Origin of the sequence: Streptomyces sp. NRRL S-87 (genome assembly GCF_000719335.1) — a bacterium.
In the GTDB taxonomy this organism is placed as follows: Bacteria; Actinomycetota; Actinomycetes; order Streptomycetales; family Streptomycetaceae; genus Streptomyces.
In genome coordinates this window covers 1-17,339 of record NZ_JOGB01000092.1, presented here as the reverse complement: position 1 = coordinate 17,339, position 17,339 = coordinate 1, and the positions used below count along the sequence as shown (strand labels likewise).

Below are 17,339 nucleotides of genomic sequence, written 5' to 3'. Positions count from 1 at the left end.
CCTCTTGAGGCGTCATGGCAGGCTGGTCCGGAGGCAGGCCCGGGCCTGGGGTGGCCGAAGGCCAGGGCGAAGCCCCAAAGCCCCAGGGGTGGGCCTGCCTCCGGAGGCACCTCCCAGCGGTAGCTGGGGGGAGGCCTGCAGGCCATGACGGGTCAAGAGGCGAGGGGACCCACACACCACAGCCCCCTCCCCCCGGCGCTACCCGACCGCCGCGGCCAGCGCCGCCAGGAACTCGACCACCGCCGCCGGCCCGTCGAGCACCAGGTCCGCCCGCTCGGCGAGCTCGACAACCTCCGCGCTGCCGCTGCACACCAGCAGCCCCGGCAGCCCGTTCGAGCGAAGCTTCTCGACGGCCGCGAAGGCCGCGAGGTCTCCCAGGTCGTCCCCGGCGTAGAGGACCGACCTGGCCCCGGTCTCCGCCAGGTACTCGGCGAGCGCGACGCCCTTGTCCATGCCCGGCGGGCGCAGCTCCAGCACGGCGCGGCCGGGCTCGACGATGAGGCCGTGCCGGGCGGCCAGCTCGGCCAGCGGCTCGCGCAGGGAATCGAACGCGAGCTGCGGGTCGGCGGCCCGGCGCGTGTGCACGGCCACGGACCGGCCCTTCTCCTCGATCCAGGTGCCGTGCCAGGCCCCGATCCCGTCGAGGAAGCCGGGCAGCTCGGCGCGCACGCCGGCCACGCCGGGGTGCGGTGCGGGGGCCTGGACGGTGCCCGAGACGGCGTCCCAGCGTTCGGCGCCGTAGTGGCCGAGGACGGTCAGGCGCTCCAGGCCCGGTACGCCCGCGAAGCCGCCGTAGCGGACGGCCACGCCCGCGGGGCGGCCGGTGATCACGGCCACGGAGCCGACGTGCGGGGCGAGGGCGGCGAGGGCGGGCACGGCGCCGGGGTGGGCGCGGGCCTGGTCGGGGTCGGGGACGATCTCGGCGAGGGTGCCGTCGAAGTCGAGGGCGACGACGGTTCCGGCAGGGTCGCGCAGCAGCGCGTCGAGCGCGTCGCGGCCGGCGGTTGTGGTGGGCTTCGGCAGGTCGTGCGGTGGGCTCCCCATGCTGTCGACCCTACCGGGACCGCGCCCCGGGCGGGGCGGTTCCGGACGCCTTCGCGGAGTGCGGGGGGGCGGTGCGGGGTCAGCGGCGGGCCGTGCGGCGGGCGGCGCGGATGCGGCGGAGGCGGTTGACCGTGGCGGGGGCGTGCTCCAGGGCCCTGGGGTCGTCGAGGAGGGCGTTGAGCAGCTGGTAGTAGCGAACCGGCGACATGCCGAGCCCCTCGCGTATCGCGCGCTCCTTGGCACCGGGTCCGGGCCAGCTGCGCCCCTCGTACGCGAGCACGGCGGCCTCGCGCTCCGAGAGCGTGCCGCCCGCCGCGCCGTGGTCCGTCATACCTGCACACTATCGCCGCGCACCGACACCGCCTGGGCGGGGCCGGGCGGGGCCGGGCGGTGTCCGCGGGCCGGTCCGGTCGGCGCGGCGGGGCCGCCCGGCCGGACCGCTCAGCGGGTCTGGTCGGCCTGGCGGGCGGCCGAGGCGATGGCCTCCAGCGTCTTGACCGGGCCCTTGGGATCGGCCAGGGACTTGCCGATGTCCGCCTTGATGTCCTCGCTGACGCCGGCCCAGGACTTCTTGCCGACCGGGTAGAGCCGGGCGTTCGGCAGTGCGGCCAGGAAGGTCTTCAGCTGGGCCCGGGCCGGTGCGGTGCTCGCGCTCATCGCGCGGTAGCCGCTGGTGGTGACGGGCAGCAGGCCGTAGGTGTTCGTGAAGCGGGTCACGTTCTTCGCGTCGTAGACGAAGTCGAGGAACTGGCCGGTCTCCTTGCGGTGGCCGTTCTTGAAGGCCATCACCCAGTCGGCGACGCCCATGGCCGGCTTGTCGCGCCCGTCGGCGGTCGGCAGCGGGACCATGCCGAAGTCGACGCCCTTGTCCGTGGCCTCCTTCATGAGCTTGGGGTGGCCGTTGAGCATGCCGACCTCGCCGCGGGCGAAGGCGTCGAAGGCGTCCTGGCGGTTGAGCTTCCACGGCTCGACGGGCCCCGTGAGGCCGGGCTCGTAGAGGTGCTCGCGCAGCCATTCGAACGTCTTGACGTTCTCGGCGGAGTCGATCGCGTACGCCTCGTCGCTGTCGGTGTAGCCGCCGCCACCGGCCAGCAGCCACTGCATGGTCTCGGCCTGCGCCTCCTCGCGGCCCAGCGGCAGCGCGAACGGGGTCTTGGCCGTGCCCTTGAGCTTCCTGGCGTCGGCCTCGAGGTCGTCCCAGCTCCTGGGTTCGTCCGCGATGCCGGCCTTCTTGAAGAGCCTCTTGTTGTAGAAGAGCAGGCGCGTGGAGGAGACGAACGGCATGCCGTACTGGACGCGCTTGACCTTGCCCGCGTCCGCGAGGGGCCCGAGGAAGTCGGCCTGGGTGGCCACCGACAGCAGCTCGTCGGCGGTGTAGAGCTTGCCGTCGGCGGCGTAGTCGGCGTACGCGCCGATCTGCGCGACGTCGGGGGCCTCGCCCTTCTTGACCATCTCCGCGACCTTGGCGTCGACCTCCTCCCAGGAGTAGACGCTCACCTCGACCTTGACGCCGGGGTGGTCGGCGGTGAAGGCGGCCGCGAGGTCCTTCCAGTACCCGATGGAGGAGTTCGCGTCACCGTCGCCGTAGTCGGCCGCCACGACCTTGAGGGTGACGTCGTTGTCACTGGCGAGGCCCCCGCAGCCGGCGAGCGTCGCGGTAAGGCAGAGAGCGGTGCCGGCGGCCGCCAGGGCCCGGCTCAGGCGCGTCGTCAAGGGAGTCCTCAGTCTCACGAATCCGTCGTTCCACTTGTCCTGTACCCGTAAGGTCTACACCACTCCTCACGCCGCCTTCACACGAGGGCCGCCCCAAGGCCGCCTATTTGTATGGCCGGTCAACAATCCCTCTCAGTGGACTAGACCTTTCCTCTCCCCCACGCGAGACTGTCCCTGTGAAACCCGTGAAACACGTCATCGCCCTCGATGTGGGCGGCACCGGGATGAAGGCCGCCCTCGTCGGGGCGGACGGCACGCTGCTGCACGAGGCGCGGCGCGCCACCGGCCGCGAGCGCGGCCCCGAGGCCGTCGTCGAGTCGATCCTGGACTTCGCCGCGGAGCTCGGCGCCCTCGGCCGCGCGCGCTACGGGCGTCCCGCCGAGGCCGCCGGCGTCGCCGTCCCGGGCATCGTCGACGCCGAGTGCGGCGTCGCCGTGTACGCGGCGAACCTCGGCTGGCGCGACGTACCGATGCGGGACCTGCTCAGCACCCGCCTCGACGGGATCCCGGTGGCCCTGGGCCACGACGTGCGCACCGGCGGCCTGGCCGAGGGCCGCATCGGCGCCGGCCGCGGCGCGGACCGGTTCCTGTTCGTCCCGCTGGGTACGGGCATCGCGGGCGCCATCGGCATCGCCGGACGGATCGAGGCCGGCGCCCACGGGTACGCCGGCGAGATCGGCCACGTCGTCGTCCGCCCGGGCGGCCCGCAGTGCGGCTGCGGCCAGCGCGGCTGCCTGGAGACCCTGGCCTCCGCGTCGGCGGTCAGCCGCGCCTGGGCGGCCGCCAGCGGCGACCCGGAGGCGGACGCGGCGGACTGCGCCAAGGCCGTGGCCTCGGGCGACGCGCGGGCCGCGGCCGTCTGGGACGGGGCCGTGGGAGCCCTCGCCGACGGCCTGGTCACCGCCCTCACCCTGCTGGACCCGCGCACGCTCATCATCGGTGGCGGGCTCGCCGAGGCGGGGGAAACCTTGTTCACACCGCTGCGGACGGCCGTCAAGGAACGCGTGACGTTCCAGCGGCTGCCCGACATCGTGCCGGCGGCCCTCGGGGACACCGCCGGCTGCCTGGGCGCGGGTCTGCTCGCCTGGGACCTACTCGCCACGGAGGTATCCGCCTGATGGGCGCAAGCGCAGTCAGCACCGTTCTCTCCGGCGCCAGGGTGGTGCTGCCCACGGGGACCGTCGAGAACGGCCGCGTGATCGTCGCCGGCGACCGCATCGCCGGCAGCGCCCCCGAGGACGCGCCGGTGGTCGACCTCTCCGGCCACTGGGTGGTGCCCGGCTTCGTCGACATGCACAACCACGGCGGCGGCGGCGCCTCCTTCACCTCCGGCACGCCCGAGGAGGTGCTGCGCGGCGTCCGCACGCACCGCGAGCACGGCACCACCACCCTGGTCGCCTCGACCGTCACCGGCGACCTGGACGAACTGGCCCGACGGGCCGCGCTGCTGGCGGAGCTGGTGCAGCAGGGCGACCTGGCGGGCGTCCACTTCGAGGGGCCGTTCATCTCCCCGTGCCGCAAGGGCGCGCACAAGGAGGACCTGCTGCGCGACCCCGACCCGGCCGAGGTGCGCAAGCTGATCGACGCCGCCCACGGCACGGCGCGGATGGTCACCCTGGCCACCGAGCTGCCCGGCGGCCTGGACTCCGTACGGCTGCTCGCCGAGCACGGGGTGATCGCCGCGATCGGGCACACCGACGCCTCGTACGAGCAGACGGTCGAGGCCATCGACGCGGGCGCGACCGTGGCCACGCACCTGTTCAACGCCATGCCGACGCTGAACCACCGCACCCCGGGGCCGATCGCGGCCCTGCTGGAGGACGAGCGGATCACCGTCGAGCTGATCAACGACGGCACGCACCTGCACCCCGCCACCGTCGAGCTGGCCTTCCACCACAAGGGGCCCGAGCGGGTCGCACTGATCACCGACGCCATGGACGCGGCCGGCTTCGGCGACGGCACCTACCACCTGGGCCCGCTGGAGGTCGAGGTCAAGGAGGGCGTGGCACGGCTGGTCGAGGGCGGCTCCATCGCGGGCTCGACCCTGACGCTGGACACCGCCTTCAGGCGGTCCGTCACGATCGACCGGCTGCCGGTGGAGTCCGTGGTCCAGGCGATCTCCGCCAACCCGGCGCGGCTGCTGGGACTGTACGACCGGGTGGGCTCGCTGGAGCCGGGCAAGTACGCCGACCTCGTCGTGCTCGACGCGGAGTTCGGGCTCAAGGGCGTCATGCGGCGCGGCGAGTGGGTGGTGGACCCGCGCGCCTGACGGCCGCACAGCGGACCGGCCGGGCGTGGCGGACCGCTCGGCCGGGCGCGGTACCAGGCCACGGACCTGCGCCGGGGTACTGGGCGCGGGCACCCTCCCTAAGGCATGATCCCGCCCCTGGGGGCTGTCTCTTGGGGGTGCACCGATGATCCTTACCGTCACGCTGAACGCGGCGCTCGACGTCACGTACCACGTTCCGCGGCTGCATCCGCACGCCTCGCACCGGGTCACGGACGTGGCCGAGCGGCCGGGCGGCAAGGGAGTCAACGTGGCGCGCGTGCTGGCCGCGCTCGGCCACGAGGTCACGGCCACCGGCTTCCTGGGCGGACGCACCGGAGCACTGGTGCGCGAGGGCCTGGCCACCGGCGCGCCGGCCGTCACCGACGCGTTCGTCCCCTGCGCCGGCACCACCCGGCGCACGCTCGCGGTGGTCGACGAAACCACCGGGGACACCACCCAGTTCAACGAGGCCGGGCCGGTCGTCTCGGCCGACGAGTGGGGCGCCTTCCTGGAGCGCTACACCGAGCTGGCGGCCGCCGCCCGCGCGGTGGCCCTGTGCGGCAGCCTGCCGCCGGGCGTGCCGGTGGGCGCGTACGCGCAGCTGGTGCGGGCCGCCCGGGCGGCCGGCACGCCGGTCCTGCTGGACACCAGCGGGGAGGCGTTGCGGCGCGGGGTGGCGGCCCGACCGGAGCTCATCAAGCCGAACGCGGCCGAGCTCGCGGAGCTGACCGGCTCCTGCGACCCGCTGCCGGCCACCCGCGACGCCCGCCGCCGCGGCGCCCACGCGGTGGTGACCTCCCTCGGCCCGGCCGGCCTGCTCGCGGTCACCCCGCAGGGCACCTGGCAGGCCGCCCCGCCGTACGCCGTCGCCGGCAACCCCACCGGCGCCGGCGACTCCGCGGTCGCGGGCCTCCTCTCGGCCCTGGCCGAGGACCTCGACTGGCCGCACCGCCTCACCCGCGCCGTCGCCCTCTCCGCCGCCACCGTCCGCTCCCGCACCGCCGGCGAGTTCGACCCCACCACGTACGAATCCCTGCTCCCCGACGTCAGGGTGACGGTCGGTTAGCTTCAAGAAGTCGTATCCGGCCTATGGTGATGCCATTTTCGGACTTCCAGCTCCTGCGGCACATGTTCAAACCGACACCACGGACGCGCCCCCTTAGACTCATATCGAACATTTGATTGATTTTGGAGCGTCCATGAACATCCACCGCACGGCGGTCGCCCTCAGCGCCGCAGCAGCGGCAGTTGCTTTTGCCCTCCCTGCACCGACCGCAGTCGCGCAGCCGGGGTCCACACAGAGCTGGGGAGGCGCATTCGCCTTTCGCGAGCACTCTGCCAACGTGAGAGCGCAGGCCAGCACGGGGAGCGAGAGGATCGACACCATGGTCTGGCGGGACGGTGGTCGGAGGTGCTACCAGTCCGAGTGCACGTCCGTCCCCGGTGGCTCGTACACCTGCTGGAGCGGTGGACCGACTGGCAACCGCTGGATCGCCGTCTACAACAAGACCCGGACTCGAGTCGGGTGGATTGCGCAAAGGTGTGCGATGTTCGAACGTATCGAGTAGTGAGCGCCGCCAGCAGAGGGGCGAACGGCCGGCCCGGACGCAAGAGGTCCGGGCGGTCGGCCTTCGCACCGGCCAAGTGCCGCTACTTGGTGGCGATCCAGAGCTGGTCGATGATCGCGTCGCAGGAGTTGCCCTGCTCGCAGGAGACCTTGACGGTGTTGGTGCCCTTGTTGAGCTCGATGTTCGAGTAGGTGTTGGTCCAACCCTTGTCCCAGGCGCCGGCACCGGCGTTCGCCCAGTTCTTCATGTTGATCGCGCGGCTCTGGGCCTGGCCGTTGACGGTCAGCGTGGCGTTGGCGTCCGTCCCCGGAACGGCGTACGTCATGTGCAGCACGTACTTGCCCGCTTCCTTGACGTCGACCGTCCACGTCACCGACGCGCCGACCGCGTTGAAGCCGCCGACGTACTGGCCGTTCTTGCCCTTGGCGCCGGGGATCGTGTTCTGGACGGTGGCGCCGCCCGCGAGGGCGAGGCCCTTGCCGGAGGCGGCGTCGGCCTTCGGGAGCTCGCCGGAGTCCGAGTCGGAGTCCTTGTCGGAGTCCTTGTCCTTGCCGGGGGTGGCCGGGGCCTGGGAGACCTTGTCGCTGGGGGCGTCGGGGTTGGCGCCCTTGTCCTTGTCCTTGTTGCCCGTGATGATCGCCACACTGATGCCGATCACCACCGCGCCGACCACGGCCACCGCGCCGATCAGCAGGCCGCGCCGGCTGGAGCCGCCGCCGTGGCCGCCGCCCTGCGGGGCGTGGCGCTGCGGGGGCTGCTGGCCGTACGACTGCTGCGGCGGCACGCCGTACCCGGACTGGAGCGTCTCCGGGGCCGGGTAGTGGGGCTGGTGCGGCTGCTGCTGCGGCACCGGCCGCTGGCCGCCGTACTGGCGCTCGCCGACCGTGCGGACCTGGTTGTACGACCTGCGCGGCACACCGGGCTGCTGGCCGCCCGGGCCGGGGTAGCCGTAGCCGCCGCCCTGGGCGGGTGGCACCGCGCCGTTGGCTTTGCCGTCCGCGTAGAGGTAACCGAACGGGTCGTCGTCATCGGCAGCAGGGGCGCCGTTGTTCGGGCCGTTGTTCGCGGGCGTCATCGCGGGTCCACATCCTTTCGACCCGTGGGAGCCTACCTCGAACAGGCGCTCTCCCGGGCGGCTCCGGGTGTCCCGACTGCCCCTTCCGGGCCCGATTCGGGACGGTGGAAGCCTTCGTTCCACCGGGTTGAAACACACCTGTGACACATGTCAACCCCCTGTGGGGGTGCCGGGCGGTCGATCTGCCCCGTCGTCAGCCCGCCCTGCGGTGGGCCTTGGACCGCGACCGCTTCTCGATGTACATGCGTTGGTCCGCCGAGCGCAGCACCTCGTCCGCCGACATCCCGCAGCTGGCCCAGCCGATGCCGAAGCTCGCGCCCACCCGGACCGCCCGCCCGTCCACCCGGATCGGCGGGATGATCGCGTTGCGCAGCCGGACCGCGAGGTCGGCCGCGTCCGCCGCGCCCAGCCCGTCGGCGAGCACCACGAACTCGTCGCCGCCCAGCCGGGCGACCGTGTCGCCGTCGCGCACGCCCGTGGTCAGGCGGCGGGCCACCTCGATGAGGACCGCGTCACCGGTGTGGTGTCCGAACCGGTCGTTGATCGACTTGAAGCCGTCGAGGTCGCAGAAGAGGACCGCGAGCCCCTTGGTCCCGTCGTCGATGTCGGTGGCCGGGGCCACGGTGTGCACGTGGTGGTCGTACGGGCCCGGCTCCGCGGTGGCGGGCAGGTCGAAGGGGTCGGCGTAGGCGTCCCCCCGGAAGCCGTGCTCGCCGGCCCCCGGGTAGCCGTGGTCGACGGCCGGGAAACCGTGCTCCCCGGTCAGGGCCTCGTCCGGGCGGCCGTCGTAGGCGGCGTCCAGGGCCTCCACGGCGCTGGCCCGCACCGACTGGGGCCGCCGGCACAGCCGGGCCGAGAGCCGGGCCCGCAGCTCGGCGCTGTTGGGCAGGCCGGTCAGGGAGTCGTGGCTGGCCCGGTGGGCGAGCTGGAGCTCGTGCCGCTTGCGCTCCTCGATGTCCTCGACGTGGGTGAGCAGGAAGCGCGGCCCGTCGGCGGCGTCCGCGACCACCGAGTTGCGCAGGCTGACCCACACGTACGTGCCGTCCCGGCGGCCCAGCCGCAGCTCGGCCCGGCCGCCCTCGGCGGAGGTGCGCAGCAGGGTGCCGATGTCCTCGGGGTGGACGAGGTCGGAGAAGGAGTAGCGGCGCAGCACGGAGGCCGGGCGGCCGAGCAGCCGGCACAGGGCGTCGTTGGTGCGCAGCAGCCGGCCGTGCTGGTCGCCGCCCATCTCGGCGATGGCCATGCCGCTGGGCGCGTACTCGAAGGCCTGCCGGAAGGACTCCTCGCTGGCGCGCAGGGCCTGCTGCTCGCGCTCCAGCCGGACCAGGGCCCGCTGCATGTTCGCGCGCAGCCGCGCGTTGCTGATCGCAATGCCCGCCTGGAAGGCGTACATCTGCAGTGCCTCGCGGCCCCAGGCGCCGGGACGGCGGCCGTTGCGCGGTCTGTCCACCGAAATGACACCCAGAAGTTCCCCGCCGGACGCGTACATGGGGGCGTAGAGCCGGTCCTCGGGATGCCACTCGTCCTCGAAGCGCGGATCGGGGCCGTCGGTGTGCCACTGGGGCACGTCGTCCTCGATGAGCACCCAGCCCTCGGTGTGCGGGATGAACCGCAGGCCGTCCCATGCCTCGCCCATGGACAGGCGGCGCTCCCAGGAGGCGCGGGAGCCGACGCGACCGGTGATCAGGGCCTCGGCAGAGGCGTCACCTGCGAAGGCGGCGACGACGAGGTCGCCGTCGGGGCGTACGAGATTGACGCAGGCGAGCTCGTAGCCGAGGCCCACGACAATGCCGTCCACGACCGTCTGCAGAGTGTCGGCCAGGCTCCTGGCCGTGTTCAGCTCGGCCACCACCTGGTGCAGCTGCCGCAGGGTCGCAAGACGGACGTACGGCTCCGACTCGGTCTCCATCGCTCGCTCTCCCCGAGACCTCGACAGCAACTCCAGGTTCGTCATCGTCGTTTCGTTGCGGTGTCCCATCCACTGAATCACAGTGAGCTGTTCCGCCGGTACACAGGGTCAACAAATCTTGCCCTCTGTGACTCAAGTCACATGAGATGAAGAGTGCTCCGGGGTAAGGGGCGCCGGAGCGTCGACCGCTTCCCCTCGTTCCCGGCGGCAAACGATACGCCGCCGGACCTAGGACGGACGTCCGGACGGCTCCGACCGGGGCCCGATGTGGCGGGCGGGGGCCGACACTAGCGTCTGTGGCGTGCTGAAGACGAGACCCGAGACCCCCGCCGCCCCGGTCGGCCCGCCGGCCCCCGCCGCCCCTCATGCTGAAGGGGTGAGCGATGAGGAGTTCCGCGCCGCGATGTCCCGGCTGGCCGCGGGCGTGGTGCTGGTCACGGCCCACGAGCCGCCCCTGGCGGAGGGCGGTCCGCGGGGCGAGGACGTCGGCATGACCGCCACCGCCTTCATGTCCGTGTCCCTCGACCCGCCGCTGGTCCTGGTGAGCCTGCGCGAGGGCTCGCGGATGGACGACCTGCTGGCCGAGCAGCCCCTGTGGGGGGTGTCGCTGCTCTCCGAGGCCCAGCGGCACGTGGCCGGGCGGTTCGCGATGAAGGGGCGGATCAGCGACCGGCTGCTGTTCGCCGACCTGCCGTACGCGCGGGGCGAGCTGAGCGGGGCGCCGCTGATGGACGGCGCACTGGCCGCGCTCGAGTGCCGTACGGAGTCACGGGTGCCCGCCGGGGACCACACGCTGGTGATCGGCCGGGTGCTGCGGGCGCAGGTGCCCCCCGCCCAGGGCGGCCCGCTGACGTACTTCCGGGGACGCTACCGGCAGCTGGGGAACTGACGCCCCGCGCCGGGCACCCCACCGACCGGGCGCCCCCCGACCGACCGGGACGCCTACCAATCGCGGCCGCTGCGGCCGCGCTTCGTCTCGGAGCGGGCCTTCTTCTCGCGCAACCGCCGCTCGTTGATACCGCGGGGGATCTTCGTGGCACGGCGCGGCTTGGGCGGCGGGGCGGTCGCCTCCGCCAGCAGCGAGGCGAGCCGCACCAGGGCCATCTCGCGGTTGCGCCACTGCGAGCGGTGCTCGGAGGCGCGTACGGCGATGACGCCGCCCGTGAGGCGGGAGGCCAGGCGCTCCAGCGCACGCCGCTTCCAGACCTCCGGCAGCGCCTCGGTGGCGGCGAGGTCGAACAGCACCTCGGCGGCCGAGTCCGAGGTGTTCACGTGCTGGCCGCCGGGCCCGGAGGAGCGCGAGAAACGCCACTGGAGCTCCGCCTCCGGAAGGACGACGGAACCGCGGATGACGTGGGGACCGGACATGCCCCCATCATCCCGTCCCGGCCCGCGGCCCGTCACCCGGTTTTGGCCCCCGCGCCCGTACGGGCGGGAACACGCGCGGGAACCGGCCCACCCCCTCCCGGCGTTATGCCCATCAGCGGTAGCTTGGCCGACGTCCGGCCACGGCGCCGGTCCACAGGACGACGAAAGGGACACCCAGATGCCAGTGAGCCTCTCCAAGGGCGGCAACGTCTCGCTTACCAAGGAGGCGCCCGGCCTCAGCGCGGTCACGGTCGGCCTCGGCTGGGACGTCCGCACCACCACCGGCGTGGACTTCGACCTGGACGCGTCCGCCATCGCGGTCAACGCGACCGGCAAGGTCGTCTCCGACGGCCACTTCGTCTTCTTCAACAACCGGTCCACCCCGGACCAGACCATCGTCCACACCGGCGACAACCGCACCGGCGAGGGCGCGGGCGACGACGAGGCCATCAACGTCAACCTCGGGGGCCTGCCCGCCGACGTCGACAAGATCGTCTTCCCGGTCTCCATCTACGACGCCGACTCCCGCGGCCAGAACTTCGGCCAGGTGCGCAACGCGTACATCCGCGTCGTCAACCAGGCCGGCGGCGCCGAGATCGCCCGCTACGACCTCTCCGAGGACGCGGCGACCGAGACCGCCATGGTCTTCGGCGAGCTCTACCGCAACGGCGCCGAGTGGAAGTTCCGCGCCGTCGGCCAGGGCTACGCCTCCGGCCTGGCGGGCATCGCCCAGGACTTCGGCGTCAACGTCTGAGACGCCCGCGACGCATGAGCCGCGAAGCCCTCTCCGGCCGTCCCCGGAGGGGGCTTCGCGCTACCGTGCGCGGGTGATCCTGGAAACCCTCGCCCCCACCGACGGCGCCCTGCCCGGACCCGTACTCACCGAGGTCACGGCCCTGTACGCCGGCAACCGCGCCTTCTTCGAGCTCAGCGGCGACTTCCCCGACCCCGACCGGATCACCGTCGACCAGGTCGCCCGCGCCCTCGCCGACGAACTCGCCACCGAGGGCGCCGAGATCCTGCTGGCCCGCTCCGAGGGCCGTCTCGTCGGCCTGGCGGCCACCCTCGCCCACCATCCCTCCCCCGACGACCCAGACCCCTGGATCGGACTGCTCCTCGTCGACGCCGGATCCCACCGCCGGGGCCACGGCCGCCGAATCGCCGCCCTGGTCGAGGACCGCTTCCGCACGGCCGGCCGGACCGGACTGCGCCTGGCCGTCCTGGAGGACAACCCCCGGGCGCTGGCCTTCTGGACCGCCCAGGGCTACGCGCTCCTGCGCCGCGCCCCCGACCGCGAACTCGGCCGCCCCTGCCTGGTCCTGCGCAAGGCCCTCTGAGCCGGCTCAGCGGTGGTCGGGCTTGCCGTCGCCCTCCAGCCAGACCCGCCAGATCGCCGACAGGTCCTCGCCGGTGGTGCGGTCGGCGTACGCGGTGAAGTCCGCCGTGCTCGCGTTGCCGTGCCGGCGCGCCGCGGCCCAGCCGCGCAGCAGCGCGAAGAAGGCCTTGTCGCCGACCTTCTGACGGACCTTGTGGAGCACCATCGCACCGCGGTAGTAGACCGGGTCGTCCGAGATGTGCTCGGGGCCCGGCGGATCGGCCGGCGGGAAGTCCCAGTAGGAGCCGTCCGCCTCCGGATCGACGTCGGTGTCCTCGTCGTAGAACGCGTCGAAGCGCTCCTCGGCCGTCAACCCGCCGCGGTCCTCCGCCCACAACCACTCGGCGTACGTGGCGAAGCCCTCGTTGAGCCACATGTCGCGCCAGGACTTCGGGGAGACCGAGTTGCCGAACCACTGGTGAGCCATCTCGTGCACCATCAGGTCCGCGTCCGGCGCACCCGAGAACACCGGCCGGGTCTGGGTCTCCAGCGCGTACCCGAGGGTCCCGTCGGGCACCACGATCGCCCCGACCGAGGAGAACGGGTACGGGCCGAACCGGCGCGAGCCCCAGGCCACCACGTCCGGGATGCGGGCGAGCGCCGGGGCGCTCTTCTTGACGAGCCCGGGCTCCACGGCCGTGTAGACGGGGACGGCCGACGGCGCCGCCCCGGCCGACCCTCCGGTGCCGGCCGCACCCGGCGAGGTCCGCACGTCGTAGCGGCCGATCGCGACGGTCGCCAGGTAGCTGGCCATCGGCTCGGCGGCGTGCCACTGGAACACCGACCGGCCCGCGCGCTCGGTGCGCGCCTTCAGCACCCCGTTGGAGACCGCCTCGTACCCCTTCGGCACGGTGATCTCCACGTCGTACAGCGCCTTGTCGCTGGGGTGGTGGTTGCCCGGGAACCAGGCCATCGAACCGACCGGCTCGCCGACCGCGACAGCACCGTCCGCGGTCTCGATCCAGCCCTCCTCCGAGCCGTCCGGATCCTCGACCGTCCTGGGCACGCCCGAGTAGCGCACGACCGTGCGGAACGTCCGGCCCTTCACCAGCTCGCCCGACGGACGGACCGTCAACTCCTGCCCCGCCCGGTTGAACCGCGCGCCCTTGCCGTCGACCTCGACCTCGTCGACGTCCATGCCGTCGAAGTCGAGGTGGAAGCTGCTCAGCGCCTGCTCGGCGGTGGCGGTGATCTCGGCGGTACCGGTCAGGCGGCCGGTGTCGGGGGTGTAGTCGAGCCGGATCCCGTAGTGGTCGACCTGGTAGCCGCCGTTCCCCGCCTTCGGGAAGTACCGGTCGCGCAGGCCCGCCGCACCGGGGCTGCCGTCCACCGCACCGCCGCTGCACCCCGTGGCCAGTCCCAGGACCAGAAGGACGGCGAGGGCGGGGGCGGTGCGGGGGGCGGTGCGTCGGAGGTCCACACGGACGATCCTAAGCTCCGCCCCCGGCCCGGCTACTTGGTGACGGCGTCCACGCCAGCCTGGGCGAACTTCTCGTCCAGGGTGCCGCTCGGGGCGCCGGCCACGCCGATGCCGGCGATCGGCGCGCCCTTGACCTGCACCGGCGTGCCACCGGCCAGGAACAGCGTGCCGGGGATGTCCTTCAGGTTCGGCGTCTGCGCGAGACGGCCCGCGAGCACCGAGGTCGGCGCGTTCCACGACACGGCGGTGTACGCCTTGCGCTGCGCGGACTCGTACGACTGCGGGCCCGCACCGTCGCCACGAAGGACGACGACCGTGTTGCCGTTGCGGTCGACCACGGCCACGGTGACCCGCTGGCCCTCGGCCTCGGCCGCGTCCAGCGCCGCCCGGGCCGCCTCGGTGGCCGCGTCGATCGACAGGTGCGTGCTCGTGACCAGGGCCTGCGGCTGGGCGTCGTCCTTCTTCGCCACGGCGGCCGGGGCCGCGTTGGCGCTGACCGCGCCGACGGTCACGGCAGCCGCCACGGCCGCCAGGCCGACACCGGTGACGATGCGGGTCCGGGTCCGGGTGCGGGCGGCACGGGCGGCGGCGGGGGCAGTGGGGCTGGTGGCCACGGTGGCTCCTCGGTTCGGATGGCGACGCCGGGGCGTCGGTGGTCGGCCGGGTCGGTCGTCCCGTTCCGGCCTCCCTCCGATCCTGGCCGGGAGGGGGGTCCGCCCCCATCGCCGTACCGGCTCGGCCCCGGCGGCCCGCCGGCCGACACGGGGGTCGACCGATCGGCTGATGCGCCCGGGCCCCGGGCGCGGCACCGTGGCACCTTTCGCCCCGTACGCGCCCCCGCAGAGGTGGAGGATGGCGACGGGACCACCAGCCACGAAGGAGTCACAGGTGCGGAAGGTGTGGTCGACACCCCCGGAACGGGCCGCCGACCCGGCGGAAGGACCGGGCCGGGCGGCCCTCGCCGTCGTCGTCCACGGCGCGTTCTTCGCCCTGCTCGGGGCCTCCCTCGCCCGCTTCCTGCTCCGCCACCCCGCCGACCCCCGCACCCCCTGGGTGATCGCCCTGAGCATCGCCGTGGCCCTGCTCTACGTCCTCGGGCCCGCCGTCGGAGCCGCCCCCACGCCCCGCCGCCTCGGCTGGCTCGGCCTGGTGATCGCGTCCTGGGTGGTCCTCGTCCTGCTCGCACCCAGCTTCGCCTGGTGCGCGGTCCCCCTGTTCTACACGGCACTGCGCACCCTGCCGCCCCGGGCGGCCGTGGTCCTCGTCGCGGCCCTCACCGCGCTCGTGGTCGCCGCCCAGCTGAAGCTGGCGACCGGCGCCTTCGACCCGACCCTGGTCCTCGCCCCGCCCGCGGTGGCGGCCCTCGCGACGGCCGTCTTCGTCCACATGGAACGGCAGGCCCAACGCCAGCGCGACCTCATCGACGACCTCATCCGCACCCGCCGCGAGCTCGCCGCCACCGAACGGCGCGAGGGCACCCTCGCCGAACGCCAACGGCTCTCCATGGAGATCCACGACACCCTCGCGCAGAACCTCTCCAGCCAGCAGATGCTGCTCCAGGCCGCGGACCGCACCTGGGACACCGACCCCGACGCCGCCCACCGGCACGTCCGCACCGCCTGCGAGATCGCCGCCCGCGGCCTGGCCGAGGCACGACGCCTCGTCCACGACCTGGCACCCTCGGAGCTCGCCGGCGGAGCCCCCCTGGCCGACGCCCTGCGGGCACTGGACGCCGGCCCCGACGTCACCGTCCGCTTCCACCTGGAGGGCACCCCCGTGGACCTCCCCGAACGCACGAAGTCGGCGCTGCTGCGCATCGCGCAGGGGGCCCTGGCGAACGTACGCGAGCACGCCGGCGCCCGTACGGCCGCCCTGACCCTGTCCTTCCTGGGCGACCAGGTGGTCCTGGACATTGCGGACGACGGCCGCGGCATGAGCCCACCGGAAGCCCCGGGAACCGCCGCCCCCGACACCACGCGCGGCCACGGCCTGCCCGCCATGCGGGCCCGCGCCCACCAGCTCGGTGGCACCCTGGCGGTGGAGTCCACCCCCGGCGAAGGCACCGTGCTGTCCGTCTCGATCCCCCTGGAGCACACCCCGTGAGCCCGACGACGATCCTGCTGTGCGACGACCACGTGGTCGTCCGGGCCGGCCTGCTGGCCCTGCTCGGCAGCGAACCGGACATCGAGGTGCTCGGCGAGGCCGGCAGCGGCGCCGAAGCGGTGGCCCTGGCCGAGCGGCTGCGCCCGGACGTGGTCCTCATGGACCTCCAGCTGGGCGATGGCATCGACGGGGTGGAAGCGACCCGCCGGATCACCGCACTGCCCGCCCCCGCCCCCCACGTCCTGGTCCTGACCACGTACGACACGGACGCCGACATCACCCGCGCGATCGGCGCCGGCGCCACGGGCTACCTGCTGAAGGCCGAGCGACCCGAGGAACTCTTCGCCGCCATCCACGCGGCCGCCCAGGGCAGAACCACGCTCTCACCACCGGTCGCGAGCCGGGTCATGGCCCACATGCGCGGCACCCGCCCGACCCTGACGGAACGCGAACTGGACATCCTCCAGCAACTGGCCCGCGGCCTGGGCAACCGCGAGATCGCCCGCGCCCTGTTCATCAGCGAGGCCACGGTCAAGACCCACCTGGGCCGCATCTACGACAAACTCGGCGTGGACACCCGCTCGGGCGCGGTCGCGGTGGCCAAGGAACAACGCCTCCTCCCGTGAAGCCCGCCGGCGGAACGGCCAACGGCGAAGGCGCCACCGGCCTCAGCCGCCCCCGCAGCCACCCCCGTCGAAGGGCCACGCCTCGATGTCGCGGTAGCGGATCGGCCCCGGACCACGGCCGAAGTCACTCCCGACCAGGTGCAGCCGGTCGGCCCGCCAGACCCGCCCGCTGAACGCGGCGAGCCCTTCCGCGGCCGCCACCGCACTGGCGGCGTCGTCGCGACGGGTCCGGGCCAGCGTCAGGTGGGGCCGCAGCGGCCGGTCCGGGAAGTCGATCCCGCACTCCTTCACCACCGCCCGCACCTCCCCTGTGAGCCGGTGCAGCCCCTCCAGATCCCCGTCGATCCCGGTCCAGAAGACCCGCTCGTCGAAGTGCCCGCCGCCCCTCAGCGCCAGCCGTACGGGCCCGCGCGCGGCCGCCAGGTCCGCCAGCGGCTCCCGCAGCAGCGGCACGGCCGAGTGCGGCAGCTCACCCAGGAACGCCAGCGTGATGTGCCAGTCCTCGATGCGGTTCCACCGCATGCGCGGGTAGGCCGCGTAGGCGGGCCCCAGCTCCCGCGCCAGCTCGTCCTTCGCCTCGTCGGGCGGGGCGAGGGCTATGAACACGCGGGTGGTCGACGACCGGGACTCTTCGCTCACGATGCCTTGGTACACCACGGAGCCCCCCACCGGTCCGCCCGCCCCCTCCGCAGCCCCGGTCCCCGATCCCGTGGCCCTCAGGCACCCCCCGGCACACCACCGACCCGGCACCCCACCGACCCGGGCCACCACCTCCTTGGCGGTGCCTGGTGGGTCGCGTGGTGTGTGGGGGAGGCGCTTGACAGGGGTGGCAGGCTGGACCGGAGGCAGGCCCGGGCCGAGGGTGGCCG

General features: G+C 73.6%; 17 protein-coding genes. 8 read left to right on the top strand and 9 right to left on the bottom strand.

The genetic code is table 11. The features are described 5' to 3' along the window. Nucleotides 1-198 precede the first annotated feature (198 nt). The 3 genes from otsB to IF43_RS0133995 all read right to left on the bottom strand — a co-directional run bounded on the left by otsB (nt 199) and on the right by IF43_RS0133995 (nt 2,757). Complete coding sequence (gene otsB / locus IF43_RS0134005; protein ID WP_030210148.1) at nt 199-1,044, bottom strand: trehalose-phosphatase; 846 nt, start codon at nt 1,042-1,044, stop codon at nt 199-201. Between the two features lie 79 nt (nt 1,045-1,123). Further along, a complete protein-coding gene (locus IF43_RS0134000) occupies nt 1,124-1,375 on the bottom strand; it encodes a DUF3263 domain-containing protein (protein ID WP_030210144.1) in 252 nt (83 codons plus the stop codon). Nucleotides 1,376-1,485: 110 nt separating this feature from the next. Next, nucleotides 1,486-2,757 carry an ABC transporter substrate-binding protein gene (locus tag IF43_RS0133995; RefSeq protein ID WP_234332633.1) on the bottom strand — a complete coding sequence of 424 codons (1,272 nt, stop codon included), beginning with the start codon at nt 2,755-2,757 and terminating at the stop codon, nt 1,486-1,488. 185 nt (nt 2,758-2,942) lie between these two features. On the opposite strand from IF43_RS0133995, the gene IF43_RS0133990 reads away from it, so the two are divergent. The 3 genes from IF43_RS0133990 to IF43_RS0133980 all read left to right on the top strand — a co-directional run bounded on the left by IF43_RS0133990 (nt 2,943) and on the right by IF43_RS0133980 (nt 6,092). Further along, nucleotides 2,943-3,875, top strand: a complete 933-nt coding sequence (locus IF43_RS0133990; protein WP_030210137.1) for an ROK family protein — start codon at nt 2,943-2,945, stop codon at nt 3,873-3,875. After that, complete coding sequence (gene nagA, locus IF43_RS0133985) at nt 3,872-5,026, top strand: N-acetylglucosamine-6-phosphate deacetylase (protein WP_107048664.1); 1,155 nt, start codon at nt 3,872-3,874, stop codon at nt 5,024-5,026. The genes IF43_RS0133990 and nagA overlap by 4 nt, the downstream gene beginning before the upstream one ends. A gap of 145 nt (nt 5,027-5,171) precedes the next feature. Then, nucleotides 5,172-6,092, top strand: a complete 921-nt coding sequence (locus IF43_RS0133980; RefSeq protein ID WP_030210130.1) for a 1-phosphofructokinase family hexose kinase — start codon at nt 5,172-5,174, stop codon at nt 6,090-6,092. A 584-nt stretch (nt 6,093-6,676) separates the two neighbouring features. Here IF43_RS0133980 and IF43_RS0133975 read toward each other — a convergent pair. Then, nucleotides 6,677-7,669 carry a CBM35 domain-containing protein gene (locus IF43_RS0133975; protein ID WP_030210127.1) on the bottom strand — a complete coding sequence of 331 codons (993 nt, stop codon included), beginning with the start codon at nt 7,667-7,669 and terminating at the stop codon, nt 6,677-6,679. Between the two features lie 193 nt (nt 7,670-7,862). Continuing rightward, nucleotides 7,863-9,578: a diguanylate cyclase CdgB gene (gene cdgB, locus IF43_RS0133970; protein ID WP_030210125.1), complete on the bottom strand. Its 1,716-nt coding sequence runs from the start codon at nt 9,576-9,578 to the stop codon at nt 7,863-7,865. Between the two features lie 403 nt (nt 9,579-9,981). On the opposite strand from cdgB, the gene IF43_RS0133965 reads away from it, so the two are divergent. Next, nucleotides 9,982-10,467 (top strand): flavin reductase family protein, encoded by a 486-nt coding sequence (locus IF43_RS0133965; RefSeq protein ID WP_234332634.1) that lies wholly within the window; start codon nt 9,982-9,984, stop codon nt 10,465-10,467. A gap of 53 nt (nt 10,468-10,520) precedes the next feature. Here IF43_RS0133965 and arfB read toward each other — a convergent pair whose 3' ends face one another. Then, nucleotides 10,521-10,946 (bottom strand): alternative ribosome rescue aminoacyl-tRNA hydrolase ArfB, encoded by a 426-nt coding sequence (gene arfB, locus IF43_RS0133960; RefSeq protein ID WP_030210121.1) that lies wholly within the window; start codon nt 10,944-10,946, stop codon nt 10,521-10,523. Nucleotides 10,947-11,124: 178 nt separating this feature from the next. On the opposite strand from arfB, the gene IF43_RS0133955 reads away from it, so the two are divergent. Further along, nucleotides 11,125-11,700, top strand: a complete 576-nt coding sequence (locus IF43_RS0133955; protein ID WP_030210119.1) for a TerD family protein — start codon at nt 11,125-11,127, stop codon at nt 11,698-11,700. Between the two features lie 73 nt (nt 11,701-11,773). Further along, nucleotides 11,774-12,283 carry an N-acetyltransferase gene (locus tag IF43_RS0133950; protein ID WP_030210117.1) on the top strand — a complete coding sequence of 170 codons (510 nt, stop codon included), beginning with the start codon at nt 11,774-11,776 and terminating at the stop codon, nt 12,281-12,283. A 6-nt stretch (nt 12,284-12,289) separates the two neighbouring features. Here IF43_RS0133950 and IF43_RS0133945 read toward each other — a convergent pair whose 3' ends face one another. After that, nucleotides 12,290-13,741, bottom strand: coding sequence for a M1 family metallopeptidase (locus IF43_RS0133945; protein WP_030210115.1), 1,452 nt, complete (start codon nt 13,739-13,741; stop codon nt 12,290-12,292). Nucleotides 13,742-13,773: 32 nt separating this feature from the next. After that, entirely contained in the window at nt 13,774-14,355 is a 582-nt protein-coding gene (locus tag IF43_RS0133940; protein ID WP_051796798.1) for a heme-binding protein, read from the bottom strand. Between the two features lie 274 nt (nt 14,356-14,629). Between IF43_RS0133940 and IF43_RS0133935 the strand changes: the two genes are divergently transcribed. Together IF43_RS0133935 and IF43_RS0133930 are read left to right on the top strand one after the other, a co-directional pair. Beyond that, complete coding sequence (locus IF43_RS0133935) at nt 14,630-15,844, top strand: sensor histidine kinase (RefSeq protein WP_037891251.1); 1,215 nt, start codon at nt 14,630-14,632, stop codon at nt 15,842-15,844. After that, nucleotides 15,841-16,470, top strand: coding sequence for a response regulator transcription factor (locus tag IF43_RS0133930; RefSeq protein WP_030210100.1), 630 nt, complete (start codon nt 15,841-15,843; stop codon nt 16,468-16,470). The genes IF43_RS0133935 and IF43_RS0133930 overlap by 4 nt, the downstream gene beginning before the upstream one ends. A gap of 42 nt (nt 16,471-16,512) precedes the next feature. On the opposite strand, the gene thpR is transcribed toward IF43_RS0133930, so the two are convergent. Continuing rightward, nucleotides 16,513-17,109, bottom strand: a complete 597-nt coding sequence (gene thpR, locus IF43_RS0133925; RefSeq protein WP_030210098.1) for an RNA 2',3'-cyclic phosphodiesterase — start codon at nt 17,107-17,109, stop codon at nt 16,513-16,515. Between the last annotated feature and the right edge of the window lie 230 nt (nt 17,110-17,339).

Coding starts and splice junctions, on each gene's coding strand:
- otsB (WP_030210148.1), bottom strand. CDS start 1,044: ATGGGGAGCCCACCGCACGACCTGCCGAAGCCCACCACAACCGCCGGC.
- IF43_RS0134000 (WP_030210144.1), bottom strand. CDS start 1,375: ATGACGGACCACGGCGCGGCGGGCGGCACGCTCTCGGAGCGCGAGGCC.
- IF43_RS0133980 (WP_030210130.1), top strand. CDS start 5,172: ATGATCCTTACCGTCACGCTGAACGCGGCGCTCGACGTCACGTACCAC.
- IF43_RS0133975 (WP_030210127.1), bottom strand. CDS start 7,669: ATGACGCCCGCGAACAACGGCCCGAACAACGGCGCCCCTGCTGCCGAT.
- cdgB (WP_030210125.1), bottom strand. CDS start 9,578: ATGGAGACCGAGTCGGAGCCGTACGTCCGTCTTGCGACCCTGCGGCAG.
- IF43_RS0133965 (WP_234332634.1), top strand. CDS start 9,982: ATGTCCCGGCTGGCCGCGGGCGTGGTGCTGGTCACGGCCCACGAGCCG.
- arfB (WP_030210121.1), bottom strand. CDS start 10,946: ATGTCCGGTCCCCACGTCATCCGCGGTTCCGTCGTCCTTCCGGAGGCG.
- IF43_RS0133955 (WP_030210119.1), top strand. CDS start 11,125: ATGCCAGTGAGCCTCTCCAAGGGCGGCAACGTCTCGCTTACCAAGGAG.